Source organism: Paenibacillus jiangxiensis, from assembly GCF_046098255.1.
In the GTDB taxonomy this organism is placed as follows: domain Bacteria; phylum Bacillota; class Bacilli; order Paenibacillales; family Paenibacillaceae; genus Paenibacillus; species Paenibacillus jiagnxiensis.
Map to the genome: position 1 here is coordinate 67641 of NZ_JBJURI010000016.1, position 26745 is coordinate 94385.

At 43.6% G+C, this 26745-nt stretch carries 22 protein-coding genes, 2 pseudogenes and 1 other annotated feature; of the genes and pseudogenes, 17 read left to right on the forward strand and 7 right to left on the reverse strand.

The window, feature by feature from the left end; all coding sequences use genetic code 11:
• Nucleotides 1–2: 2 nt before the first annotated feature.
• Together ACI1P2_RS16370 and ACI1P2_RS16375 are read right to left on the reverse strand one after the other, a co-directional pair.
• Nucleotides 3–521, reverse strand: coding sequence for a GNAT family N-acetyltransferase (locus ACI1P2_RS16370; protein WP_355320916.1), 519 nt, complete (start codon nt 519–521; stop codon nt 3–5).
• 21 nt (nt 522–542) lie between these two features.
• On the reverse strand, nt 543–995 hold the full coding sequence (locus ACI1P2_RS16375) for a MarR family winged helix-turn-helix transcriptional regulator (protein ID WP_355320917.1): 453 nt from the start codon (nt 993–995) through the stop codon (nt 543–545).
• Nucleotides 996–1254: 259 nt separating this feature from the next.
• Nucleotides 1255–1483: a binding site (T-box leader), on the forward strand.
• A 162-nt stretch (nt 1484–1645) separates the two neighbouring features.
• Between ACI1P2_RS16375 and ACI1P2_RS16380 the strand changes: the two genes are divergently transcribed.
• From ACI1P2_RS16380 to ACI1P2_RS16390, 3 genes and pseudogenes are all read left to right on the forward strand, one after another.
• Nucleotides 1646–2842, forward strand: a complete 1197-nt coding sequence (locus ACI1P2_RS16380) for an MFS transporter (protein WP_355320918.1) — start codon at nt 1646–1648, stop codon at nt 2840–2842.
• 127 nt (nt 2843–2969) lie between these two features.
• Nucleotides 2970–3365, forward strand: a pseudogene (locus ACI1P2_RS16385) (transposase); the annotation flags it as partial.
• 196 nt (nt 3366–3561) lie between these two features.
• Nucleotides 3562–3873 (forward strand): annotated as a pseudogene (locus tag ACI1P2_RS16390) (YitT family protein); the annotation flags it as partial.
• Nucleotides 3874–3895: 22 nt separating this feature from the next.
• Here ACI1P2_RS16390 and ACI1P2_RS16395 read toward each other — a convergent pair.
• The gene (locus ACI1P2_RS16395) at nt 3896–4780 is read right to left on the reverse strand and encodes a LysR family transcriptional regulator (RefSeq protein ID WP_355320919.1); all 885 of its coding nucleotides are present in this window, start codon (nt 4778–4780) and stop codon (nt 3896–3898) included.
• A gap of 104 nt (nt 4781–4884) precedes the next feature.
• Here ACI1P2_RS16395 and ACI1P2_RS16400 point away from each other — a divergent pair, with 104 nt between their 5' ends.
• From ACI1P2_RS16400 to ACI1P2_RS16410, 3 genes are all read left to right on the forward strand, one after another.
• Complete coding sequence (locus tag ACI1P2_RS16400) at nt 4885–5325, forward strand: DMT family transporter (RefSeq protein ID WP_355320920.1); 441 nt, start codon at nt 4885–4887, stop codon at nt 5323–5325.
• Between the two features lie 49 nt (nt 5326–5374).
• Nucleotides 5375–6805 carry a glycoside hydrolase family 1 protein gene (locus ACI1P2_RS16405; RefSeq protein ID WP_355320921.1) on the forward strand — a complete coding sequence of 477 codons (1431 nt, stop codon included), beginning with the start codon at nt 5375–5377 and terminating at the stop codon, nt 6803–6805.
• An 87-nt stretch (nt 6806–6892) separates the two neighbouring features.
• The gene (locus ACI1P2_RS16410; protein ID WP_355320922.1) at nt 6893–8737 is read left to right on the forward strand and encodes a beta-glucoside-specific PTS transporter subunit IIABC; all 1845 of its coding nucleotides are present in this window, start codon (nt 6893–6895) and stop codon (nt 8735–8737) included.
• Nucleotides 8738–8959: 222 nt separating this feature from the next.
• Here ACI1P2_RS16410 and ACI1P2_RS16415 read toward each other — a convergent pair whose 3' ends face one another.
• Together ACI1P2_RS16415 and ACI1P2_RS16420 are read right to left on the reverse strand one after the other, a co-directional pair.
• The gene (locus ACI1P2_RS16415) at nt 8960–9835 is read right to left on the reverse strand and encodes a carbohydrate ABC transporter permease (protein ID WP_355320923.1); all 876 of its coding nucleotides are present in this window, start codon (nt 9833–9835) and stop codon (nt 8960–8962) included.
• Between the two features lie 17 nt (nt 9836–9852).
• Entirely contained in the window at nt 9853–10782 is a 930-nt protein-coding gene (locus ACI1P2_RS16420) for an ABC transporter permease (protein ID WP_355320924.1), read from the reverse strand.
• Nucleotides 10783–11013: 231 nt separating this feature from the next.
• On the opposite strand from ACI1P2_RS16420, the gene ACI1P2_RS16425 reads away from it, so the two are divergent.
• The 7 genes from ACI1P2_RS16425 (at nt 11014) to ACI1P2_RS16455 (ending at nt 21492) form a co-directional block, all read left to right on the forward strand.
• Nucleotides 11014–13287, forward strand: a complete 2274-nt coding sequence (locus tag ACI1P2_RS16425; protein ID WP_355320925.1) for a helix-turn-helix domain-containing protein — start codon at nt 11014–11016, stop codon at nt 13285–13287.
• A gap of 97 nt (nt 13288–13384) precedes the next feature.
• A complete protein-coding gene (locus ACI1P2_RS16430; protein ID WP_355320926.1) occupies nt 13385–14941 on the forward strand; it encodes an extracellular solute-binding protein in 1557 nt (518 codons plus the stop codon).
• A gap of 26 nt (nt 14942–14967) precedes the next feature.
• Nucleotides 14968–16467, forward strand: coding sequence for an alpha-L-arabinofuranosidase C-terminal domain-containing protein (locus ACI1P2_RS16435; protein WP_355320927.1), 1500 nt, complete (start codon nt 14968–14970; stop codon nt 16465–16467).
• Nucleotides 16468–16686: 219 nt separating this feature from the next.
• Nucleotides 16687–17523: a BglG family transcription antiterminator LicT gene (gene licT / locus ACI1P2_RS16440; protein WP_355320928.1), complete on the forward strand. Its 837-nt coding sequence runs from the start codon at nt 16687–16689 to the stop codon at nt 17521–17523.
• A 211-nt stretch (nt 17524–17734) separates the two neighbouring features.
• Nucleotides 17735–19600, forward strand: a complete 1866-nt coding sequence (locus tag ACI1P2_RS16445; RefSeq protein ID WP_355320929.1) for a beta-glucoside-specific PTS transporter subunit IIABC — start codon at nt 17735–17737, stop codon at nt 19598–19600.
• 6 nt (nt 19601–19606) lie between these two features.
• The gene (locus ACI1P2_RS16450) at nt 19607–20377 is read left to right on the forward strand and encodes a ChbG/HpnK family deacetylase (protein ID WP_355320930.1); all 771 of its coding nucleotides are present in this window, start codon (nt 19607–19609) and stop codon (nt 20375–20377) included.
• 41 nt (nt 20378–20418) lie between these two features.
• A complete protein-coding gene (locus ACI1P2_RS16455) occupies nt 20419–21492 on the forward strand; it encodes a hypothetical protein (protein ID WP_355320931.1) in 1074 nt (357 codons plus the stop codon).
• Between the two features lie 104 nt (nt 21493–21596).
• Here the strand turns inward: ACI1P2_RS16455 and ACI1P2_RS16460 are convergent, their stop codons facing one another.
• The gene (locus tag ACI1P2_RS16460; RefSeq protein WP_355320932.1) at nt 21597–22472 is read right to left on the reverse strand and encodes a LysR family transcriptional regulator; all 876 of its coding nucleotides are present in this window, start codon (nt 22470–22472) and stop codon (nt 21597–21599) included.
• Between the two features lie 133 nt (nt 22473–22605).
• Between ACI1P2_RS16460 and ACI1P2_RS16465 the strand changes: the two genes are divergently transcribed.
• The 4 genes from ACI1P2_RS16465 (at nt 22606) to ACI1P2_RS16480 (ending at nt 26036) form a co-directional block, all read left to right on the forward strand.
• Nucleotides 22606–23460: an alpha/beta fold hydrolase gene (locus tag ACI1P2_RS16465; RefSeq protein WP_355320933.1), complete on the forward strand. Its 855-nt coding sequence runs from the start codon at nt 22606–22608 to the stop codon at nt 23458–23460.
• A gap of 43 nt (nt 23461–23503) precedes the next feature.
• A complete protein-coding gene (locus tag ACI1P2_RS16470; RefSeq protein ID WP_355320934.1) occupies nt 23504–24745 on the forward strand; it encodes a YbfB/YjiJ family MFS transporter in 1242 nt (413 codons plus the stop codon).
• A gap of 73 nt (nt 24746–24818) precedes the next feature.
• Nucleotides 24819–25607: a glutamate racemase gene (gene murI, locus ACI1P2_RS16475; RefSeq protein WP_355320935.1), complete on the forward strand. Its 789-nt coding sequence runs from the start codon at nt 24819–24821 to the stop codon at nt 25605–25607.
• A 39-nt stretch (nt 25608–25646) separates the two neighbouring features.
• Nucleotides 25647–26036: a tautomerase family protein gene (locus ACI1P2_RS16480; RefSeq protein WP_355320936.1), complete on the forward strand. Its 390-nt coding sequence runs from the start codon at nt 25647–25649 to the stop codon at nt 26034–26036.
• Nucleotides 26037–26150: 114 nt separating this feature from the next.
• Here ACI1P2_RS16480 and ACI1P2_RS16485 read toward each other — a convergent pair whose 3' ends face one another.
• Entirely contained in the window at nt 26151–26702 is a 552-nt protein-coding gene (locus tag ACI1P2_RS16485; protein ID WP_355320937.1) for a GNAT family N-acetyltransferase, read from the reverse strand.
• Nucleotides 26703–26745: the final 43 nt, after the last annotated feature.

The following is a 26745-nucleotide window of genomic DNA, read 5'->3' on the forward strand; positions in this document are numbered from 1 at the left end:
TGTTATACGAGTGTTTTGGTCATTATAAAATCGATCTGTTCTTCATCACCCATATAGAAAGAGTGGGCTCCTGTTTGTACAAACCCCATTTTCTTATAAAAAGCAATGGCATTTTCGTTTTTCTCCCATACGCCCAGCCAAATTTTCTTTTTATGACGTTCCATCGCAATTTCAACAGCTTTATTTAGCAGATATTTGCCCAGCCCATGTTTTTGAAATTTGCTCTTTATATATATCCTTTCTATCTCAAGTGACTCATCACCCATGTTTTCGGATTGGGCATCATTTATATTTACCTTTAAATATCCTGCGAGTTGTTCATTGGAACAGGCGAAAAAGAATTCCGAAGCACTATTGGACAATTCCTTTTCCAGCTGTTTAACGTTAAATGCTCTTTCCAAGTAAGCTTTCATATTTTCAGGTGAATTCTGATCTTTAAATGTATCGTTAAATGTTTCAATGCTTATTTCCTGAAGTATTTGTAAATCTTCATGGCTGCATTTTTTTATTGTTAGGGTCATTTGAATATGCCTCTCCTTTAATCAATAAGTTCGCTTATTTCCCTTTTTCACAAATTCCCAATCCTTTTCTATATTTTTTCTTACTCTTTGCAGAAGATTGAAAATGGTTTCTGCTTCACTTTCGGAAAATCCCGCTAATGCGACACGATTTGAATGATCATGTTCTCTTTTTATAAAAGGAAATACATGTTTCCCTTTTTCTGTTGGAAAGAGCTTGTTAATTTTTTTGTTATGCTCATCATCTTTCTTTTCAATAAAACCATTCATTTCGAGTTTTTTTATGGCACGAGCGGCGGTTGTCCGGTCTACTTTAATCATTTCAGCCAACTTTTCCTGAATGATCCCCGGGTTTTCACAGATTCGCACAAGGTACAAATACTGTCCTTTTGTAAGGTCATATTCTTTAAATTCTATATTGCTTATGGAATCCAATGCTCTTGCGATCATTCCAATTTCACGAAGAATTTCCCTCATAGTTAACTCCTTTGCACATATTTTTGTTGCAAATGCAATAAAAATGGCATACATTGAATTTAACCTAATTTTGTTGCATTTGCAATAAAAAAATAATGATAAAGAGGTCGAGTAAGGTGAAATATGTTTTATATGTATTAGGGGCCGTCCACCCTGTTACTGTTGGAATTTTTACATATTCAAGTACTTGGTGATTGCAGGTGATTAAATGTTATTGACAATCGAAAAAGATACGCTATTATATTAATTAATTCCAAATCCATATGTTATGATTAGAAATAGTAGAAGTGACTTGACCTCTCAGAGAACCGTTGTTAGGTGCGAAACGGTAGTGTCCGTCATTTTGAAGTCGTCTATGAACAGCTTGCTCGACAAAGTAGGGCAAGACGGAATTCCACCGTTAAAGGGATAGATGGTGATGGCCATCGAAGGAGATCATTTCGACGAAATGAATTAGAGTGGTACCGCGGGTCAACCCCGTCTCTATACGTAGAGGCGGGTTTTTTTGTTGCTAAAATTCGGCTTAGCCTTAAGATATATACGCTAAAAATCCGTTGTTTGGAGGCACTCCAGACCTCCTTAGAAGTATCCGTATTTGACAGGAAGTTTCGCACCAGAAACCATTTTTTTCGACAGAGGAGTTGAAATTTATGCCACATTCAGAACAACCGAAGCAACTCTCCACGACGCTCGTTCTTTTAATGGCGGTTTCATCCGGACTGGGCATTGCAAATTTGTACTACAATCAACCCTTGTTGGCTGATATTGGGCAAACATTTGGCGCGGATGACCAATATTCCGGCTTGGTCTCGATGCTGACCCAGATCGGCTTCGCCACGGGTTTGTTTATTTTTATCCCTTTTGGGGATATTCTTGAAAAGCGAAAGTTGATAACGGTACTTCTGCTCTCGGTCGGAGTGGCTCTGATCTCTCTATCGGTTGCGAAAAATCTGACATGGGTATATATAGCAAGCTTTATGGTCGGTATCACCACCGTGACACCGCAAATCATTATACCGTTTGCAGCGGAGCTTGCCCCCCAAAACGAAAGAGGCAAAGCGATCGGGAATGTAATGAGCGGTCTTTTGATTGGCATTTTGCTCGCACGAACCGTCGCGGGTTTCATCGGGGATCTATTTAGTTGGCGAGTTATGTTCGGATTCGCAGCCGCATTAATGTTTGGGCTCGCGTATGTTCTGCATCGTTATCTGCCTGTTAGCCAGCCAATCATGAAACTTTCGTACTTCGGCTTGATCCGATCCATAGGACAGTTGATTGCCAGTCAGCGCACGCTCCGAGAATCCGCGCTCATTGGGGCGTTTGTATTCGGTTCGTTCAGTGCATTTTGGACTACGCTGACTTTCTTCTTGGAAGGACCGAACTATCAGTACGGCAGCTCTGCAGCCGGATTATTTGGCCTGGTTGGTATCGTCGGAGCCGCTACGGCTTCCGTAATCGGTCGATTGGCCGACCGCGTCAGTCCCAAGCACATGATCGGATTGATGAGCACGGTCGTCATAATCGCGTATTTATCCTTCTGGCTGCTTGGAACTCGCCTCTGGGGATTGTTCATCGGGGTCGTTCTGCTGGATCTAGGTTATCAAGGCGTTCATGTATCCAATCAGGCTCGCATCTATAGCCTGTTGCCGAATGCGAGAAGCCGGCTTAACACGGTCTATATGGTCAGTTCTTTTCTTGGCGGTTCCATTGGCTCCGCTTGGGGCACGATCGCTTGGAACCGCTGGGGATGGCTCGGCGCGTGCGCCATAGGTGGAGGCATGGCAACAGCGGCCTTCTTGATTTGGCTCGGTCATCGCCTGATCCATCCGCGACGCGAATTGCCGTAACCAGCTCCAGAGACTCGGCCCACCCTGTGCTAGCGCATGAACGCCACAAAGCTGGATTTGAATCCAATTGAAGAGACGCCCGCACGAGTCTAGGGCGTCTTCAACCTTGTATTCATAGCAATGGTCCACGAATGCCGAGCTCAAGCCGCTCATGTTGCTTCGCTCGTATAACAAACGCGCCAACATCGAGAATCGCATCGACGAGTTGAAAGAAGGCTATGCAGTCGAGCAGAATAGCCAACATTTCATGCTTCGCAACTTACTATTCAGTTGGATCAAAGCTATCGCCTACAACATAATGGTCGGGTTCAAACAGACGCTGATGCCAGAGTCGCTCAAGCGATGCGAAGTCCGAACGATTCGCCGGACGGTGATCTGCGTGCCTGGCAATGTGATCGGCTCCGACCGATATCAGCATATCCGGCTTGCGCCGAATCCGATGCTCGCTGGAATTATCGAAACCATCCAACACAACTTCACATCGTTTGCTGAATGGCTCATGCCAGATCATCAAGTGGCATAAAAAATCGATCCCTCGCCTGAGCGTAGCGAAATAGTACCAGTAAAATCGGGGGCTTCTTTGGTTTTGCCAAAAAGCTGTTAGCCCTCTTGCTTGAAGCAAGAAGACTTGAAGTCCTGCACCAACACCCGTTTCGAAACAGGGATTCTGGGGCAGTGGTGGGTTATCCACAGGTTTAAGTTATTCACATTCCGATTTCATGTTAAAAAGGCAAAGGCCTGAGGTCCTGGGGGTGATAACAGCATTTATAACGGGGATTGATATTGATATGTGGCTTTTTTTATTGCACGATCTGGTAACACCTGAGCTGTCGTACAGTAAAGTGGTTTGTTTTGGAGTCGGTTTAGTTGTTACAGGATTAGGAACTGCAACATATTTACACACTAATTTTGCCCCGACTCCAGTTGATCGCTTAACATTAATATTACAGTGATTAATTGGAAAAGATATATTTATTTCGAGAACACTCATTTACCTCGTATTCTTGATCATGGCAATGATTTTAAAAGGGCTAAGGCAAACCTTCCAAATAACTACTCTTTAATAAGGTCAATGAACTTCTGTGCTGCAGAAGATAGAGGAAAGTCTTTCTTTACAGCAATACTCAAAAACCTTTTCGGTATTTTCTCCTGGATAGGTACTTCGAATAGCTGTTGCTGTTCCAATTCTGTGCGTACAAAATCTTTAATTACACAGGAAACACCCATTCCTTTTTTGGCAAACTCAATTAGCAGCTCCATGGTACTTAATTCTGCTTTAGGAGACACCTTCAGATCGTGCGAATCAAAAAAACTGTCAATATAGTTTCTTGTGTTAAGTCCTTTTTGCACCAAATTGATAGGATAATTTTCTACTAATGTTTTTAAAGATACTTGTTTATCGCAAAGCTCGCGGTATCGTTCATTTACTACAAAGCAATCTTGAATTTCAATCTTGCCTATAATAGAAAGGGAGTCTTTGTTACCGTTAAAATTAATAATGCCTATATCTATTTCGCCAGATTCCAATTGCCGCATGGTCATATCAGTAGATTGATCTTTTATAAAAATTTCGATATTGGGGTATGTTAAAGAATACGTTTCTAAATATTGCATAAAAAAGCTGCTGCATGCAGTAGTGCTTACAGCTATTCTTAGTTGTCCGGTAGTCAGATTTCTCAGCTCCAAAAATTTTCGCTCGGCTGCTTGTAATGATTCATAGACCTGTTCTACATATTGAAACAACAATTTTCCTTCAAAGGTGAGAGACACACCTTGCGCCACTCTATGAAACAATTTCCCCCCCAGCTTGCTCTCCAATAATTTTATGGATTGACTAACCGCAGGTTGTGACGTGAAAAGCTCTTTTGCTGCATTAGACATACTGCCTGTTTTGGCCGTGATATAAAAAATTTTGTAGAGTTCATAATTGATATCCATATAAGATTCCAGTATACCTCCTATACTCATTATTAATTTTACTTATCTAAGTATATAAACTATACTCGGATTGTCAAAGGCTTGGAGAAAGGAGGCACATCAAAATGGCTATTTTTTTTATGATATTTGCATTATTAGCAGGCATGGCTCTTCCTATTCAATTTAGCGTCAATTCACAATTAAGGACAGTGGTGGGTTCACCCATTACAGCTTCTGGTATTTCATTTACTGTCGGGGCCATCGTATTAATGTTTATCTCTCTTTTTGGAAATGGTTTACATGTAAAAAAAGAGTGGCTTGAAGCACCCTGGTGGATGTGGACAGGGGGACTTTTAGGAGCCTTCTATGTATCGGCAACTACTACACTAATGCCCCGGATAGGTGCGGCAGCCACTGTTGGATATGTACTTGCCGGACAGATCATAGTGTCCATAATCATTGACCATTTTGGATTAATCGGTGCGAATACGCATGCTATTAATATTCCTCGATTAGTAGGAGCGCTTTTGGTTATTGGGGGAGTGGTTATCGTTCAAAAATTTTAACCGGAATGCAATTCAAGCGGTACCCAACAGAACAATGGAGGAATTAGCAATGAAGGAAATTGGAAAAGACTTCTTATGGGGGGGCGCAATAGCTGCAAACCAAGCAGAAGGCGCATATGACAGAGATGGAAGAGGGCTAAGTACAACGGACATCCAGCCTTTTATACCTGGTGCTGATCCCGTGGATTTGCATTTCAATGATCTGGATTCATCGACATATGAAAAATATCGAAATGGGGCATACTTTTATCCGAAACGTCAAGGCGTTCATTTCTATGACCGTTACAAAGAATATATTGACGCCTTAGCTGAAATGCATGTGAAAACATTGCGCTTATCCATCTCCTGGAGCAGAATTTTTCCTAATGGGGATGATGCCGAACCCAACGAATTAGGCCTGGCCTTCTATGACCGGCTGTTTGAATATATGAAAAGCAAAAATATTGAACCGATTGTAACCATTTTCCATTACGAAATGCCTCTAAACCTGGTTGATAAATATGGCGGTTGGGCGAATCGTGAACTCATTGATTTATTCGTAAACTATGGACAAACAGTACTAAACAGATATCAACATGTCGTTAAGTATTGGATCATTATCAATCAAATTAATCTTATTCATAAGGAAGCATTCGCTTCATTGGGAATTCTGAAAGACCAAGCAGATCATTACGAGCAGGCGAAATTTCAAGCTATTCATCATCAATTTGTAGCTTCCGCGAAGATTACGGAGTTCGCCCATCAACTGAGCCCAACGCTGCAAATGGGAATGATGTTGGCGGATACATTAACTGTTCCTTATTCATGCGATCCGGCGGATGTTAAATTAAACTTCCAAAGAAATCGAATGCAGTATTTTTACAGCGACGTTCTGTTGCGGGGGGAATACCCTGAATATGCTTTGACCTATTTTGAGGATCATAACATCCGTTTGGAAATCACCGAATCCGAAAAAGAGCTGCTGCGAAATAATACAGCCGATTTCCTGGCCGTCTCCTATTATTGGTCAAACACCGTTAAAGCTGGCGAAAATACGATGGATCCCAATTCAACCGTCAAGAATCCTTATTTGAAAGAAAATCGTTGGGGCTGGTCTATCAATGCTTCCGGATTGTATTTGTGTGTGTCGAAATATTGGGACAGATATCGTGTACCGATGATGATTGCCGAAAATGGGATTGGATTCAGAGATGTTCTGACAGCTGACTGCAAAGTTCATGACAACTACCGTATCGAATACCACCAGGAGCATATCAAAGCGTTGCTGGAAGCAGTTCGTGAAGGGGCGAATGTTTTTGCTTACTGTACGTGGGCACCGTTTGATATTATCAGCGCAGGTACTGCAGAAATGACGAAAAGATATGGCTTTATTTATGTGGACTATGATGACGAGGGGAACGGAAGCGGGGAATTCCATTACAAAGACAGTTTTTACTGGTATAGGCATGTGATTGATTCAAACGGCCAGGATCTTGGCTAAATCAACATGGCCCGGATCATTTTGTTACGTTCAAATTTTGCAGTCTGTAATGAGTTGGTCCGGGTCTTTATAATGGGGGGGATAAAAATGAGTTTTCAAAAATTGGCAAATGATATTCTGGATGGCGTAGGCGGCAAAGAGAATGTAAATGCGGTCTGGCATTGTGCTACCAGATTGCGATTCAAATTAAATGATGTAAAACGCGCCGATACCGGCAAAATTGAAAAATTGGAAGGAGTAATTACTGTCGTTGATAGCGCTGGCCAATATCAGGTTGTGGTCGGGAATTCTGTCAGTCAGGTTTATGAAGCTCTAACATTGTTACCCGGAATGGCTGCACATGCTTCTGCCAGCAATGGGGACATTCAAGAAAAAAGAACTGGCAAGTTTAATCCCGTCAGTCAATTGATGGACTTTGTTTCGGCAGTGTTCACGCCGTTTCTGGGCGCTTTAGCCGGAGCAGGTATTCTTAAGGGTATTCTGGCTTTGTTTACGACAATGAATTGGATATCTCCGGATAGTGGAGCATATAAGGTATGGAGTGCAGCGGGGGATGCTATTTTTTATTTTTTGCCAATTTTCCTGGCATTTACAGCCGCCAAAAAATTGAGAGTTAATCCATTTGTTGCTGTATCGTTAGCCGGTGCGCTGATTCATCCAACTTTAGTTGAAATCGTTTCCAATTCACAAACGATTAACTTCTTTGGCATACCGATTGTACCTATAACCTATACTTCGTCTGTGTTTCCGATTTTATTAGCAGTCTGGGGCCTCTCTTATTTGGAACCGCTGTTGAACAAGTGGTTTCCTGAATCCGTTCGTAATATGCTGACTCCTCTGTTCTCTCTGGTGATCATGCTGCCGCTCACGCTGATTGTGATCGGGCCCATCGGTACAAAGATCAGCGGTTTGCTTGCGCTGGCATTGTTGGCGATCTATAGTTTCTCGCCGCTGCTTGCCGGGTTGGTTCTGGGTGCGTTCCATCAGTCCATTGTCATTTTTGGAGTTCACTGGGCGCTTATTACACTGATGATAAACAATGTCGCCAATCAGGGATACGATCAGTGGTTACCGATCGTCTGTGCAGCTGTACTTTCCCAAGCCGGCGCTGCTTTAGGCGTATTCTTAAAAAGCAAAGATGCTAAGATAAAGGGCTTATCGAGCTCGGCGGCGATCACTGCTATATTTGGAATTACTGAGCCGGCTATCTATGGGGTAACTTTAAAGTTGAAGCGTCCATTCTACTGTGCAATGATTGCCGGAGGTATTGGAGGCGCTATCATTGGATCGTTTGAAGTTCACGCGTCAACATTTACATTCCCAAGTCTTTTAGCTATCCCGACTTATTTAGGTCAAGGTTTTATTGGAGAAGTGATTGGCTTGATCGTTGCATTCTTTGGTGCTGTCATTTTAACCTATTTCTTCGGTGTCTCTACTAAGCCTCCAGGGGACAGCATCGATAGTGATGTTTCCAACCCAAATGAAATTTTGTCACCGATAGATGGAGAGGCAGTTCCGTTAAATCGCGTAAATGATGAAGTGTTTGCATCTGAAGCTATGGGTAAAGGCGCGGGAATCATTCCGGCAAATGGTATCGTTAAAGCTCCTGTGAACGGAACTGTAACGAGCGTCTATAAAACGGGCCACGCCATAGGCATTGTATCCGATTCCGGGATAGAATTATTGATTCATATCGGTGTTAACACTGTAAAATTAAAAGGGCAGCATTTTAAACCGTTAGTTAAAGAAAATGAGACGATCAAAGCTGGTGATCGATTGGTCGAATTTGATTTGGAGCAAATTAAAGCTGCCGGTTATGATCCAACCGTTATGGTTGTGGTTACCAATTCCTATAATTATGATCAAGTTATTGTCAACTTGGAGGATACCAAGTCAAAACGCTTATTACAATTGATTCCGAAAGAAGAATAAATAATATTTTATGTATGCTTGATCCTTTCCCCTTGTCTAACCAACCCATGGATAACAAAGCTGGGAAAGGGTATGGGGAGATTGGCAAGGCCTTAATGGGCCGTCTTATAATCAAATTCCCTCCGATGGTTAGAGAACTGAATTCTCTGGTTCTCTAGTTGCGGAGGGATTTTTTCATGATAGTGATCACCACAAGAATTGCTCAGTAATGCGACAGCAAGCTTATTCCTTAACTGACCCGATTAATAAGCCTTTAATGAAGTACCGTTGAAGGAATGGATAGAACAAAACGATCGGACCGATTGTGACGATCGCAGTTGCCATCTTTATGGATTCGGTCGGAAGCAGTGATGTCGACATCGAGGTTGAAGTGGATTGCATCTGCTGAATCATGCTTATTTCTGAATTGAGTTTGAATAGCAAGTACTGTAACGGGTATAGCTTCGGGTTATCGACAAGCATAATAGCATTAAACCAATTGTTCCAATAGCCGATACCATAAAACAGCGTAATGGTGGCTAATACGGGCAGGCTAAGCGGGAAGAAGATCTTGAAGGCAATAAATGCATCGTTCGCTCCGTCGATTCTGGCAGCTTCGATCAGCGATTCGGGAATTTGTTTCATATAGTTTCGGACAAGGAACAGGTTAAACGGGTTGAAAACAAGTGAAGGAATAATCAATGCCCATATGTTGTTGTGGAGACCAAGTTTTGTACTTATCATGTACCAGGGGACCAAGCCGGTGTTGAATACCATTGTCACAAAGAAAAACATGGCTAGGCCGTTACGGTACCGAACATGGCGTACCGCCAGCGTATAACCGGCCATTGATGTGATCGTAACCGCGAGCAGCGTTCCCACCACAGTGACGGTTATAGAGACCAGGTAGCTCTGTAACAACGGTGAGCTGCCTGAGAAAAGCAGGCGATAAGCATCAAATGACAACTGATTTGGGAAAAAGCTATATCCCTGACTCTGAATAGAGCGCTCATCTGTTATCGATACAATAAGCACCAGCAGCATAGGCAATGTACATACGAAGGATAAAGTTGCAATAAACGTATTGTTGACGACATCGAATAGTTTATGGTTTTTCATAAAGACTCCTTTCTCGTTTAGAAAAGGGAATTATCCGGACTGACCTTGCGTACGATCATATTTACTCCGAAAACAAGAACGAATCCAACGATGGACTGGTAGAGTCCTACGGCCATCGCCTGGGCAGGATTACCAATCGTTCTTAAAGACCGGAATACATACGTATCGATGACGTCAACTGTTGGATACAGTAAGCCGTTATCCTTGATGATCGCATAAATCATGTCAAAACTTCCGTACATGATCTTGCCCAACGCTAGCAAGGACAGAATAATTACTGTAGGCATGAGCAACGGCAACGTGATGTAGCGAATCTGCTGCCGACGGTTAGCGCCATCGATAGTTGCCGCCTCGTACAAGGAAGAGTCGATACCTGCAATAGCCGCCAGGTAGATGACAAGCGAGATGCCGACTTCTTTCCATACGTTTACGGTGACGAGAATCGGCACCCAATAACGCGGTTCAGAATACCAGTTCTCCTGAGGAAGGCCTAACCAAGCCAGAATCTGATTTAGAAGTCCGTAATTAGAAGCAAAGAAACTGTAAATCACATAGCTGATAATGACCCAGGACAAGAAATGGGGGAACAGGATTGTGGATTGCATGATCCTGGAGAAACGCCGTCCCTTTAACTCGTTAAACAAAATGGCGAGCAAAAGGGCTGCAGCTGTGCCGACGACAATAAATAGGAAGTTCAAACGAATCGTATTGAATGTCACTTGCCAGGCGCGATCTGACATGAAGAAGAATTCGAAGTTATCAAAGCCGATAAATGGCGATTTCCAAATGCCAAGCTTATAGTTGAACTTTTGGAACGAGATCAGGAGGTACGGAAGTGTCAGGTAGCCGAAAATAAACGTATAGATCATTGCGGGTAATGCGAGTAAGTAAGCAATGTGATTTCTCCTGATTTCTTTGAATGTAATTTTTATTTTACTCATGTTCATTCGGTATTCCTCTCCTTCGGATTGATTTAAAAAACAAGACCTGCACCTAAACTACCTCAGTGTCATTTCGGATTAAACTTTGATTTATTGCTTCCCCACCACTTTTCCGATACTTGATATTTCGTTTTTCTAAATTAACTTCGATTTCCGGCCTTTTAGGTATGAAGTGCACTATTTACTTGCTACAATGTTGAAACAAGAAATACTGTACGCATACCGGGGGAGTTTTTGATGCAGATCCGTAAAAAACTATTTCTTTATGCAACCTATCGCAAGCTGTTCCTAAGTTATTTTTTGCTGCTATCCATCTCGATCGGAGTAGTCTGTACGGCGCTCTATATGTTCTTTTCAGCCAACTCGGTAAGAGGGGTTGCCGGCGTCTCTCAGTCGATGCTTCGTCAGACAAGCTATGTGGCGAATATCGTCAACCAGCAAGTGTACGAGGTGGGAAACCATTTGCTGAACAATCCTGACATCGTAACTGGCATGTTTAACCCGGAAATTGACTATCTTCAGGAGTATCGTGTCGTACACGCCTTGACGGATGTGCAGGCAGGCTACCCATTCCTTAATTTCATCGGGATTTATAATGGTTACACGGAACGTTATATCAATAATAAGGGAGTGAGCCGGCAAGCTGAGGCAGAGCTTCTGGACCAGGCTTCCAGTTCTTCTGAAACCGCATACAGCAGCTTATACCCACGAACGTTCGAGGATCCGGTCACAGGTGCGCGAGAACAGGTATTCACCTTCGTGCTCAAGCCCGGGTTCAACTCTTACTTGCCCAAAAAGGGAGCCATCGTCATCAATATCAACGAAAGCTACATCCAAGAGCTTGTTCAGCAAATTCGAAGCAATCGTGGAGACTTTATTGTTATTGCTGACGATGCCGGCTCCATCCTTATGCAAAGCGACAGCGAATCTCCTCTCGTGAACGTCGACAGCGAGTCTTATCTTAATAGGATGCTGACTTCAAAATCGACAAGCGGGAGCTATACAATAAGCATGGCCCACGAGAAGTATTTAGTCAGCTATGTCAAGTCCGAAGAGTTGAACTGGTCATTTGTTAGCGTGAACCGTTACAAAGACTTGTTATCGAATCTCGGACGACTTCGTTCCATTGTGCTGACCATTGCATTAGCGATGTTTCTGGCCGGAGTTGCAGCAGCAATCTGGCTGGCAAACAATATGTACGACCCGCTCGACAAGCTGCTGCGCAAGCTGAACTCCATTCATGCGGTCGGAGGGTATGAAGCGCGCCAGAAAGTAAACGAGTATTCATTGCTCGGCGAAGCGTTTCAAGACATCGCTGATCAAATTTCCTCCATAAGCCCGGCATTGCAGATCGCAAAAAAGAGCCATCTGTTGAACTATTTTAAAGGGAGCCAGATCGACCTTGCGAATCGTTACCTAGAACCGTTAAAGGGTCCCGATTTCTTGGCAATTGTACTTAAAATCGATCGCTTCGCCGTATTCAGCCATATACATTCGGAGCAATCGCAGTCGCTAATACGATTCGCCGTCTGTAACATAGCTCAGGAGTTGACGGGAATGGAAACTATCGTTATCGCTGCAGATGAGATAGGGATACTCGGAAAGCTTGATTCTCCGATTTTTCCGAGTGAACTGCAGACTCGACTGCAGGAGGTTCAGCGGCATGTCGAGAAGCTCTTCAAAATAACGGTATCCATCGGCATTGGTACTATCGTACATACGGATATCGAGATTCGGGATTCCTATGAGAAGGCCAAGGAGGCGCTGCTAAACAGATTCTTTGCCGGAGCGGGCAGAATCTTTTACGGTGAAGATGACGAAGAACCGACAGCGGGGATCCGCTACCCATCCGCGATTGAGAAAGTGCTGGTGGAATCGATTCGGGCTTCTCGTGACGAGATCGCTGTTAAAGAGATCGAAACATTGGCGGTCTACGTATCCGAGCTTCCCTACGACCAGGCGCTGATCTGCCTGAATCAATTGGTTATAACGATGTACAGAAACTTTGCCATAGTACCCGCCTGTAAGAGCGAAGCTAACGGACTGATGGAGTTGGCTACAAGCTTGACACTTTATGAGACATTGGAGGAAGTGATCTCTGAGTTGATGCGGATTTGTATAGCCATATCAGAGGCGATCAGAGTCAATTCGAAAGGCAGACAGGCGGAGATTATCGAAGAAATCAAAGCGTATATCGATCAAAATTATTCGAGGCCGGATCTGTCGCTGGATTTTATCGCCGATCAGGTTCAATTGACGCCGGGCCACCTTGGAAAAATGTTCAAGGCGCATAGCCGATTGTCCTTCAGTGATTACTTAAAAAACATAAGGTTGGAAAAGGCGAAGGAATTGTTGCTAGAGACGGACGATTCTGTCAATACGATTAGCGAACGGATCGGCATCTTTAACACAACCTACTTCTACACCATTTTCAAAAAAAAGTATGGCGTATCTCCGGCCCAGTACCGTTCGGAAGCACTTACCAGCCGTTTGAAATCAAAAGCCCCATAAATCGAAGCAACCTCCGGATTTCGAAGTTTACGTACTTTCAGGTGCAGCCCTATGATGAACGTGCACTTCAAAAAACGATTAAAGGAGAGGGTCTCGTATGATCGAAAAGCTGTTTCGTTTCAAGCGTCTGCTGACGCTGCTGCTTGGAGTTGCACTCGTGACGTCCGCACTTGCGGCCTGCTCAAATTCGAAGAGCGAGGGCAGTTCTTCCGAGGAAAACACTGGTCCTGCTTCCACAGCTGGCGTCAATAGCAGTGCCGACGGAGAGAAGGTACCCGTTCGTTATGTCATGCCCGGCACGGCGCCGCAGGATCAAGCTATGGTGGAGGATGCCATTAATAAAAAGCTGGAGCAGGACGGACTTCATCTGACGTATAAAGCAATCTATATCCCGTGGGATGTATGGGATCAGAAGACGAATTTAATGATGTCGACAGGCGAAGAGTTCGAGTTGATCCATATTATGCATGACTTGAAGGGGCCGAATATCCTTGCGGGTAACGGCGGTATCATCCCAATTGACGATTTGTTGAATAAATACGGATCCGACTTGAAAAAATCGCTTCCTGACTGGGTCTGGGATGCAGCAAAGATTCAAGGACAGACGTACTTCGTTCCGGACTTTTGGACCGATACCGCCTATGCTGACGGGATGATCACCATTCGTACCGACCTGCTGAAGCAAAACAATCTGCAGCCGCCAAAATCGCCAGAGGAATTACTCTCGATGTCGGAGGCATTGAAGCAAAATTGGCCCGAAGACAACAAGGACGTGTACATTCGGGTACTGAAGGAAGAGACCCCGGCTTACCTGCACACGACGTACGATACGTACCCGTTTACAGTGTTCCAGGATTTGATCTATGTGGATCAACAAGGAAACGTCAGGCCGTGGATCGAGACAAATGAATTTAAAAAAGACGCTCAGTTTTTCCGGGAAGCCTATACCCGTAAGTTAATTAATCCGGATATTCTAACCATCCCGAAGGAGTTGGAATCGAAGGAAGAATCGGGCGGCAGATTCCTTTATCGCGAAGCCGAAGCACTTATCGGCGATTTGGCAAATAAAGTCCAAGGAGCTTCTGTAGATACCTTTTATCTGAATGACAAACCGAAGTTCCGATCTTACGGCGTTCGCAACTCCAATGGTGTGTCTGCTACCAGTAAACATCCTGAAGCGGCTATCGAGTTTCTGAACTGGCTGTACAGCAAGCAGGAGAACTTCGATCTCGTCATGTACGGCATCAAGGATGTCCATTGGAAAGACGATGGGCCAAACAAGATGGAGTTGCTGAAAAAAGACGACAAAAACGCCCCTGCTTATCAGCTGCAATATTGGATGTTGGGGAACATCAAGATGGGGCGCTGGACTCCGGAGACACATCCGACATACGTTAAAACCAAGACGAGGGTCGAGGAGAACGCGATCAATAGCATCACAGTAGGCTTTAACTTTGACGCAAGCAAGGTCGGGGTAGAATATTCGAACTGTCTGACAGAGCTTAAGACGAGCATCTACCCGATCAAACTCGGATTGATCGATTATGACAAGGCGTTCCCCGAAGCACTCAAAAGAATGAAGGCTGCAGGCCTGGATAAGGTCGTTGCCGAATACAAACGCCAGTTCGAGGAATGGAAGAAGAGCAACACTTGAGTACGACCAAGGAGTGTGTTTGTTATATGCAAGCTCGAATCAATGTAAACGTTACGAAGAAGCAGAATTTAATTCATCATTTTATGTATGGGCAGTTTATTGAATTTCTTGGAAGGTGCATTGATCAAGGTATCTTTCACCCCGGTTCTCCGTTGTCCGATAAAAACGGATTTCGTCAAGACGTGCTGGAGAAAGCAAAAGGGCTGCAGCCTCCGCTTCTTAGATTCCCCGGCGGCACCATGGTGAAATTGTACCACTGGATAGACGGCGTCGGGGCTAGGGAGGAGCGCAAGCGCCAGAGCAATCGGATCTGGGGCGGCGTCATCGATCACGCATTCGGCACAAACGAATTCATTCAATATTGCAGGGAAATCGGAGCCGAACCCTTCATCATCGTCAACATGACGACAGGAACAGCCGAAGAAGCAGCGAATTGGGTGGAATATTGCAACGGAACGGACGACACTTACTATGCTAATCTGCGCAGAAGCCATGGCTTCGAGGAGCCGCATAACGTCAAGTACTGGGGACTTGGAAACGAGGAGGCTGCGGTCCCTGATGTCGGCTTTCTTCATGATCCGCACGAATACATTAAAGCCTCTTGGGAGTTCGCCAAGCAGATGAAGTTGGCCGACCGTTCGATTAAGCTCGTAATGGTAGGGGAAAAACCGGAGTGGAACAAGGCGATTCTGGATGAGCTTCATCCAATATGCGACTACCTTTCGCTTCACTATTATGCACGCTCGGAAAACGATGATTATGCCAACTTGTTTGATCATGCGGTCCGAATGGAGGACATGATCGTCGATACCAAAAAGCTTCTCGATCATTATCCTGCAAGGGTTGAGTCATTCGATCGCTGGTATCGCTTCCCCCCAAGACAGCGGGAAATTCAGATTGCGCTTGATGAATGGGGCATCTGGCAGCATCAGAGTTCGGACGATTACGTAGCGGATCTGGAGGCAGTCTTCAACTGGAAGGAGGCACTGTTCGTCGCTAGTATGCTGAACGTCATCCAACGTCAGAGTCATACGGTGACGATGGCTACTTTTGCACAGCTGGTCAACATTCTGGCGCCGATCTTCACGAACGGGAACGGTTCGTTCTGTCAAACGATCTATCATCCGCTGCAACTGTATCGGGAACACAGCGGGAATTGGAAGCTGTCGTGCGAAGTAGAATCAATGATGTTATTGGATGGAGATGAAAAAGCGACAGTTAGTGCTTGTCTGGATGTATCGGCTACCTATCACGATGAAAAAGGTGAGGTTATCCTTGCTGTTGTCAACCGCCACCCGGAACAGTCTGTGACTGCGGCGGTGTCATTTATCGGCCCGGAAAGCTTGGAGATCTGCGAGGCGATTGAATTGAATTGCCCGTCGTGGGAGACGGTTAACGGTTTTGAAATCGTGGATCAAGTAACGCGCAATACAAAGACAGATGCTCGGTACGACTCGGAGCGAGGGTATGTCTTTCCTCCTCATTCAATCACTCTGCTTAAACATCGCTATCTCATAGATGGATAATCAAATCCCTTGATCTGCTCCCTTAATCATGCTATATTTATATCAAAATTAATGCGTTTCCAAAATGGGTTTCATTAATAAATCTAATTGGGGTTGTGACTGTTCGGCAGGCGATACCTAAATTGTGGCGATATAAAGCTGCTTATGTGCAGCAGTTTTTATCGTTTCAGTTTAGGTATTTTTATTATCTTACTGTGAGAAGGTGTGAAGGTGAGCTGAATGAGAATCAAAAAAATTTTCAATAACAATGTGATATTATTGGCCGATGAGCATCAGAACGAAATGATCGTGATGGGAAAAGGCATCGGGTTTAACAAACATAATGCAGAGTCCGTCGACTTTTCCAAGGTAGACAAAAGGTTTGTGTTAGACAAGGGAAACACCGATAAGTTGGTGGGACTAGTTAGCGAAATTCCGGCAGAGCATCTGGAGCTCTCTCATGAAATTATCGAATATGCGAAGCAGAATCTGTCCGAGAAACTGAGCGATAACATTTATATCACCTTGACCGACCATATCAGCTTTGCTCTCTTTAGATTGGAGGAAGGCCTGCAAATTAAGAACGTCCTGCTCTGGGAAATCAAAAAATTCTATAAAGAAGAGTTTCGCATCGCGCTGGGTGCGCTGGAACTGATTGAGCGGAAGTTAGGCATTCGTCTTCCGGAAGATGAAGCGGGGTCCATTGCCTTGCATTTCGTCAATGCACAGCATACCGGGCAGGATATGAGACATACCGTGATCGTGACCCGGATTGTAAATGACCTGGCGAATATTGTGAAATATCATTATGGAATCAAGATCGATGAGGAATCCTTGAATTATAGCCGGTTTATGACGCATTTGAAGTACTTTGCGTACCGCATGCTCCAGAATGAACTGATTCCGGAGGAACAGGATTCCCTTTATGATCAAATCAGAGAGAAATACCCCGAGGCGTATGTTTGTACGCAAAAGCTGGTAAATTATTTGGAACGTAACTACGACAAAAAGCTGACGAACGAGGAAATGTTTTATCTCGTCATTCATATTCAACGGCTGACGAGCCGGGAAATTTAACCGGCAAAGCTGGAGGCCAAAAACAATCGAATACAAAGGGATTGTGACTGTACGGCAGGCGAAACCTGAGCTGATGCTTCTTCATGGGAATGATGTACCCGTGAAGAAACATCAGTTCAGGTTTTTCTTTTTTGGCGAGTAAATGACATGTATTTGCCAAAGCTGAGCTGAGTGGATGATTGTCAAACTTATCAATGGGAGGTTATATTTCATGGATCACTCCAAATTGGCCAAAGAAATTTTGCATCTTGTCGGGGGCAAAGAAAATGTACAAAGCTTGACTCACTGCGCGACACGGCTGCGGTTCGTACTGAACAACAACGAGCGGGCTGATGCTAAAAAGCTGGAACAGACTTCAGGGGTACTTAAGGTCGTTATAGGAGGAGGACAATTTCAAGTAGTTATCGGGAACGATGTATCAGAGGTGTATAAGCACATTGATAGAGAGGGCGGTTTTGCCAACAAGGAGGCTTCACAGGGGAACGATGCGCAAAAAACAAGCCTGACCTCCAAAATCTTCAGCGTGATCTCCGGCAGCTTGTCGCCCTTGATCCCGGTGTTTGCCGGAGCGGGGCTTGTCAAAGCACTGCTTATTGTATTGGAGAGGTTGGGCTGGATTGCAGCAGACAGCAGCACGTATGCGATTCTTGCGGCTGCCGGAAACTCGGTATTTTATTTCCTTCCAATTATGCTGGGTGTAACGATTGCCAGAGTTTATAATGTGAGTTCTTTCGTCGCGGCCGCGATTGGAGCCGCTTTGCTGGAACCGAATTTTACCGCGCTGGGAACGACCGGTGGCTCGACTTCTTTCCTCGGGATACCTGTCCCGCTGTTGGATTACGCATCATCGGTGTTTCCGATGTTTATCGCGGTCAGCCTGTATGCGGTGCTCGAACGCTTCTTGAAACGAATCATTCATAAAAATCTTCAGCTTTTTGCCGTGCCGTTCATTTCCCTGGTAATTATGGTGCCCTTGACCGCCATACTTATCGGTCCGTTTGGCGTGTACGTCGGCCAGTGGATTGGCGTGGCCGTGAATTTTCTCATCAATGCAAATCCGATTATTGCCGGCGCCATCCTTGGCGGAGTTTGGTTCTTTGTCGTCCTGCTGGGGCTTCACTGGGCCGTAGTGCCGATCATTATGAGCAACCTGGCAACCGGCAATGGGGACGTGATCGTCCCGCTGCTTGCACCATCAAGCGCAGCAGCCATGGGGATTGCACTGGGCGTTTTTCTTAAAACCAGGGACAAGGATTTGAAAGCTTTAGGCGGTTCCACGTTCCTTTCCGGTATTTTGTCAGGGGTCACAGAACCCATTATGTATGGCATCATCCTTCGTTATCGGAAAACACTCATCTATTTGATTATCGCTTCGGCTGTCGGCGGGGCGGTCGAGGGAGCATTGGGAGTAAGGCTGATCGCTTTCAATTTCTTCGTGAACGTATTTACGCTTCCTGCACAGTCGCCATTATTATATTTTGTCATTGGCCTGCTTGTTTCGCTGGCGCTGGCGGCCCTTCTGCCTCTCTTGTTTGGATACGATACGGCCGATAAGAAAGCACATCCAATCGCACAGACAGAACATCCGGCAGAGACTGTGGCTTCGCAGCAAAGCGAAACGATCGTTTTAAGTCCGCTGAGCGGCCGGGTAGTTGGCCTGGAGCAGGTTGAAGACGCCGTTTTTTCTTCGGAATCGATGGGGAAAGGGATCGCGATTGAACCGGACAAAGGGGTTCTGGTCTCCCCGCTTGACGGCAAGGTTGCCGTGACCGTGGGCAGCTCGCATGCCATTGCCGTGAGAGCGGAAGATGGCGTGGAAGTCTTGATGCATATTGGCATTGATACCGTCAAACTGAAGGGACGGCATTTTTCGCAAAAAGTAAGTGAAGGCGATACGGTTCGTAAAGGGGATGTACTGATCGAATTCGATGTGGAGGGCATCAAGGCTGAAGGCTTTAAGCTGACAACGCCGATCGTCATTACAAATACCCACGAATTCCGGGAAATTCGGGTTGCGGCATCGCCAGGGCCGATTCAGCCGCTGCAAGAACTGCTAAAAATAAGCAAAAAGGACTAACGGGTAATGAGATTGATCGTAAATGCCGATGATTTCGGAATTACGACGGAGGTCAGTCGGGGGATTCTTGAGGGGATGAGGGACGGTTTCATCACCGATACCTCTGCGCTCGTCAATTCGCCCGATTTCCTAAGCTCTGTCGTACTTGCCCGTGAAGCGGGAGTTACTGAGATGGGAGTTCATCTCACGATAACTTTTTTGAAGCCGGTGCTGGATGCCGCACAGGTCAGCAGTATAGTCGACCCGCAGGGGAACTTTTACCGCAAGCCGCAGTTGATTCCGTCTTCATACAATAAACAGGAGGTCAGGGACGAACTGCGGACACAGATCGAAACTTTTCTGCGGACGGGGCTCAAAATGAATCACCTGGACACGCACCACGGATTCAGCATTATGGACGAACAGATGCTGGCGATCGTCATCGGACTGGCCCAGGAATATCAGGTGCCGATGCGAAGAGACGATGCCATGACCGCCGATGAACGCCTCAAGGAGCAGATTGTCGCGCCAGGCATGAAGGTGGCCGACAGGCTATACTTTGATCCGTCCAGCCCCTCTGTTCGTGAAGAAAAAGTGAGGTCCATACTGGAGTGCTGGCAAGACACCGAAGCTGTCGTGGAGATTGCCGGCCATCCCGGCTATGCGGATGATAAGCTGCGCACTCTGTCTTCTTTGGCCGATGAGCGGGAGATGGATTTGAAACTGTTCATGAATCAGGATCTGCTCACGTATATCAAGGATCGTCACATCGAATTGATAAGCTACAGCAAGCTGTAATCAGATCAGGCCTATTAAGATCCGGGCAGAAAGGAGAAAAAATGAAAATTTCATTCCAAAAACAACTCATAAATCCAGAGCTACCGTGCCATATGGATGGTTATGCGGATCGGATAAGTTATGAACAACACGATGATCTGGAAATCAATTCGTTGTTAATTGAAAGCAATGAGATTATTTTAATTCACGTGCTAGATCTTATTTTAATCGAAAAACAATTTGGTGAAAAAGTTAAAAGCACTTTATCTGAGAAATTTTCAATTTCAAAAGAAAACATCATTATCGAGGCTACGCATACTCATTCAGGGCCAAAGGTTTCAACGATGTTTTATCCGGAGATCACGCCATCTCAGGACTATCTCCAATTATTGCTGGATATGATCGTTAAAAATACGGAATTTTGTTTGAATCATAAAATGGAAGCACGGGCTTATTACGGAATATGTGAAATTAATGGATATTACTGTAATAGAAACGACAGATCGCTCCCTTTTAATAATAAGGGGTATATATTGCAATTTAGAAATCATTCAAATGACCCTTTGGTTAGTTTAATCAATATAGCGTGCCATCCAACGGTATTGGCAAAAGATAATCTTTTCATTTCAAGTGATTATATAGGTGAATTGAGAGAAGAATATTATCATCTAAATCAAACTCCAGCCATAATCATCAATGGGGAATGCGGCGATGTTAGCACACGGTTTACCCGACAAGGCGATGATTTCGCAGAAACACGCAGAATTGGAAAGGGGATAGCGAGAGTTCTTGCTGAAGTAAAAGACTTTAGAGAGATTACTATGGACAATTTATGCGTTTCTAGTTTTACATTGAAGATTGATAAAACCATAAAACCGACAGTACATTTATATGAATTCGATGATATTAGATTTGTAACGATACCGGGAGAAATCGTTTATAATCTTGGCCAACTAATCCGCTCCCAAGATGGAAAGCCTGCATTTATCCTTGCATACGCTAATGAATATAATGGTTATGCTGTAGATAAAGAACAATACGGTAAATACTTCGAGTCATCTATTACCAATTACCCTTATGGAAAAGCGGATGAGCTTGTTGGCGGAGTATTGAATTTGATTAAATCCAAAAGTTAAACCGAATTTAAAAACGAAAGAAGCAGTCAGCTTTCTGCTGGCTGCTTTTACTTGTTGACGCTGCTCCAAAATATAGGGTGTTGTCGATAACTTTCGATGGCAGATTAAGTATGGTTGAACCTCTGTCTTGAAATACGGATAAATTCGGACATAGCTGCAGTTTCATAAGTATCCTTACGACGTATGAATAGAGTCGGGGTTTTATAGAACTCTTCCGAGATATCTTGAGATCGCAAGTTATATTGAACCATGGCTCTTTCAACCACCGAGCGAGGTAACAGGGATACCCCGAGACCCGCATGAATACATCCAAGGATTCCTTCCAATGTTCCGAACTCCATGATCTTAGCAGGAATAATTCCTTGCAAATGCAGCCAATCCTCAAGTTTTCGCCGATATGAACACCCAACACGAAATACTAGTAAAGTTAGATTTTGCAGTTGTTCAGGCTGGTCAATCAAGGGGAATTGTCCTCCCGATATAAACGCAAGTTCCTCAATCCCTACTTCTGAAATATCGAGATCAGCATGATCAACTGGTGCAGCTACGAAAGCTCCGTCCAACTCGTATTTCAACACTAAATGGATAAGTTCTTCCGTCGTTCCCGTTTTTAATGCCAAATCCACCTCTGGATAAGATTTATGGTAATCGGTGAGAATAGACGGTAATCGAATCGCTGCTGTTGTTTCAGGCGATCCAATCCGAAGCGGCCCTCTTGGGATAGAGTTATCTGTCACGACTCGCTCCGCCTCTTGAGTAAGGAAGACAATTTTCTCAGCATAGGACTTGAGTGCCTCTCCGGATGTTGTGAGCCGAACCCCTTGCCGCCCACGACGAAATAGCGCAGTTTTCAGTTCTTTTTCAAGCTGCTGGATACGGATACTTATACTCGACTGAACATATTCCATTTTTTCGGCTGCTCTTGTAATGCTTCCTTCGTTTGCAACCGCCAGAAAAATCTGCAGGTCCCGAATGTCCACCGTCATGCCTCCATTTAATTATTGATAAATTTAATATTACAGATCGTATAAATTCATTTTACACGATATTTATGGAGAGTTACAATTAGCTTGGTAAGCGGCAGGTCTTATGGAGGAAACAGGAGGTTACAGTATGACGACTTATCGTTCATTAGAGGTAGAAGGATTAAACGTATTTTATCGGGAGGCTGGTAATCCGAATAAACCAGTCATTTTATTGCTTCATGGCTTTCCGTCCGCAAGTCATATGTTTAGAGAGCTAATACCTGTTTTGGAAAAAGACTACTATTTGATTGCTCCTGATTATCCGGGGTTCGGGAATTCCTCATCACCTGACAGAAAAGATTTTCAGTATACATTTGACCATATTACTGAAATTATCGAAACTTTCATGGATAAACTAGGGCTTGCTAAATATGCATTATATGTCTTTGACTACGGAGCCCCTATTGGCTTTCGTATAGCCATGCACCATCCAGAACGTGTTACAGCCATCATAAGCCAAAATGGCAACATTTATCGTGAAGGACTAGGGGAAAAATGGGCGGCACGAGAAGAATATTGGCTTTATCCTACGCAAGAAAAAAGAGAAAGTTATAGGACAGCATTTGCGCCTGGCACGATCAAGCACCAATATGTTGATGGAACAAAGGAAGGCCAAGTTTCCCCAGATGGCTATACTCTTGATATTGCTTATATGTCCCGGCCGGGGAATGATGAGAAACAATTGGATTTAATTTATGATTACCAAAATAATGTAAAAATGTATCCGGAGTTTCAGCAGTATCTTAGTGAATATCAGCCGCCCTTATTAGCGACGTGGGGTAAAAATGATGTTTCATTTATTCCGGCTGGCGCCGAAGCTTTTAAGAAAGACTTACCTAAAGCCGAAATTCATTTATTAGATACCGGGCATTTTGCATTGGAAACACATGCCTATGAAATTGGAGAACTAATGCTGAATTTTTTGAAAAATAATGAGATTTAAAAATAGGAGTAATTTGAATTTAGAAGGGTGACAAGTCAGTCTCATGGAGAATTCAGGAGCTAAAAAAGCGAAATTGTCTAATTCCACAAAGACCATGATTGGTGGATTAGTTATGCTCATCATTGCAATGGGAATCGGACGTTTTTCATATACTTCCATACTTCCATTGATGCAATCACAAGCTCATCTTTCCGTTACGGAGTCCGGATATCTGGCAGGAAGTAATAACATGGGTTACCTTATCGCTGCCTTTGGTGCAGGCTTCATCGCTTGGGGAACCCGGAGAGCTTACCATCTTCGAATTCAATTGGTACTTTGTATCATTTTTACGGGACTTATGGGGATCACATCATCATTTTTATGGTGGATGATTTTCCGCTTCCTGGCTGGGGTTAGCAGTGGTCTTATTTTCGTCCTATCATCAAGTTTAGTGTTGGATGCGCTGTTTTCAGATAAACGTGATAAATGGGTGGGTATATTTTACGGCGGGGTTGGTATAGGCATTGTTTTAGCTGGATTGCTTACGCCTGTCCTTGGCTCTTTCACTTGGAGGGGGACTTGGATCGGTCTTTTGATCACTAGTATCATCCTTGTCGTACCCGTTTGGTCATTTATCCGCGATAAAGAACCGAAACCTATAACTCAAAATGCTGAATCTCTAAGTTCATCGGCGGAAAATCCATCTATCTTCGGTTGGCTTCTTGTTGCTTATGGGCTCGAGGGGTTAGGTTATATCGTAAGCGCGACGTTTCTTGTAGCAATGGTTAAGCAAATGCCTCATGTGTCAAGCTTTGCAGACTATAGCTGGATTATCGTTGGGTTAGCGGCGGTGCCATCAACCGTGTTCTGGTCTTGGTCGGCGAGTAAAGCCGGTTACATCAAACCATTGATTATTGCGCTTATATTGCAAGCTGTGGGGGTCATACTGCCAATGTGGCTTCCTAATATTTTCGGCGTGACGTTAGGGTCTGTCCTTTTTGGTGGCACGTTTATGGGTATTTCCATGCTTGCTCTCGCCGCAGCTCGTATGTCTAGACCATCCAGTAGTAATAGAGCAATTGCTTTGATGACGGGCTTTTTTGGTATCGGGCAAATACTCGGTCCAATCGGAGCCGGAATCGTTTTGGAAATGGCGCATAGCTACAGCCTATCACTTCTTCTTGCCACTATGGTGCTTGTTGCTGCTGCTATAACATTGCTAATCGGTGCAGTCATTTCCAGTAAAAAAAGAGCGACAGGAAATTTGGATCATGCTCGTATTCATCCTGATCAAGAGCTTGGTTAGATCCTGGGCAATTTGCATTGCAACCAGATACAAATGGAAATGGTGAATTGATTCCTTGATTGGAGGAACAGAAATGCAAATAGGTTTTTTTGATTCTGGTATTGGAGGCATTACTGTATTGCATGATACATTAAAAGTTTTACCTAATGAAGATTATATGTATTACGCAGATACATTAAATGCTCCATATGGGCAGAAAACGAAAGATGACGTTAAAAAGCTTGCATTAAATGCTATAGAATTTATTAGCCAGCAAAAAGTAAAAGCTATAGTAATTGCTTGTAATACTGCTACAAGCGCAGCAATCGAAGAAGTAAGGGCAAAATACAGTATTCCAATCATTGGTATGGAGCCTGCCATAAAACCAGCTATTAAAACAAAAAAAAATATTGATAAACGAGTTTTAGTAACTGCTACAGCGTTGACTCTAAGGGAAGAAAGACTGCAAAATCTTATTGCTAAATTAGATAACGAACATATTGTTGATTTATTACCTCTTCCGGGATTAGTTCAATTTGCTGAAAATTTTGAGTTTAACGAGCAAATAGTACTGCCTTATCTTCAAGAACAGTTATCTATATATGATTTAAGTAATTATGGAACTATTGTTTTAGGATGTACTCACTTTTCTTACTATAAAGATATATTTAGAAAATTATTTTCATCGGATGTTCATATCATTGATGGAAATCAAGGTACTGCAAAAAATTTGAAACAAGTATTGGAAGAAATGAATTCTTTAAATGAAGGCAACGGCAGGATTTCTTTCTATTGTTCAGAGGTTAAAGTCGAGGATAAGGCTAAATTAAAAGAGTTCGATAAACTGTTCAAAAGATTGGATGCCATTAACGAATGTATTTAAAAATAGGGGAAATAATTTTATAAAAGGGAGGAAGTTAAAATGCCATTACTTCGTTTTGATCTTATTAAAGGACGAGACAAAGCAAGCCTGAAAAAACTTTTGGATGTTGCCCACCAGGTTGTTGTGGAAGCTTTTGACGTTCCTGAGCGAGATCGTTATCAAATTGTTCACGAACACCCGGCGGATCATATGATTATTGAGGATACTGGGCTAGGATTTAACCGTACCGATAATCTGGTTGTTCTCTCCATAATAAGCAAAGCCCGACCAAAAGAGAAGAAACAAAAGCTTTATTCCTTACTGGCTGAAAGGTTAGAAGCAGAATGCGGCATCGCACCAACCGATTTAATGGTATCGATTGTTGAAAATCATGATGATGATTGGAGTTTTGGATTAGGAGAGGCACAATTTTTGACCGGTAAGTTATAAAACTGATTCAACCCTAGTCGTTTTGATCTCAATCAGATAAAAATATTATTTGCCCTTAAATTGGTCCGGTAGGCTGATTTAAAGGCGATTTCCATGAGGTTTGGTATGATTCAATCATTCCGATGTGTAACGCCCCAATTCATAGTAAGTATTATGGTTGAAATCAAAGCTCTTAATCACATCAAGACCAAGTTTTTTGGTGTGGGCAGCGTATGATCTTTGATTGATGTGGTTTATAAAAGTTATCAATATCGGATATTTTTTACTCATTTGCATTCTGGAAAAATCAAAAACCTTTCGGAGTACATCCGTACCGCGGTAATCCATATCAATGCAAATTGGCCCATACTGATAAGAGTTTTCTGTAGAAAGCGTAATCCCTTTATATTCTGTATCTTTCAAATCGTCAATCATATATTGAAAAAGAGGCCACTTAGCCCAATACTTCCATGAGGCAGCCATTGCATAAGCAACAATCTTCTTGCCATGACATGCAATTGTAATTCCATTTTCGTTTTCAATTAATTCTGTAAACTGTTCTTCTGTAAATAAGGTTGTAACGAAGCCATCGGGTTTGTCATTTTCACTAATGGTTGTAATGTGATATTTTTTTTGTAATTCCACTATAGCAGATATATCATCAACAGTAGCGTTTCTATAAATCATTATGATCCTCCTATATGAAATGAGCTGAAAAACTCTATACCTC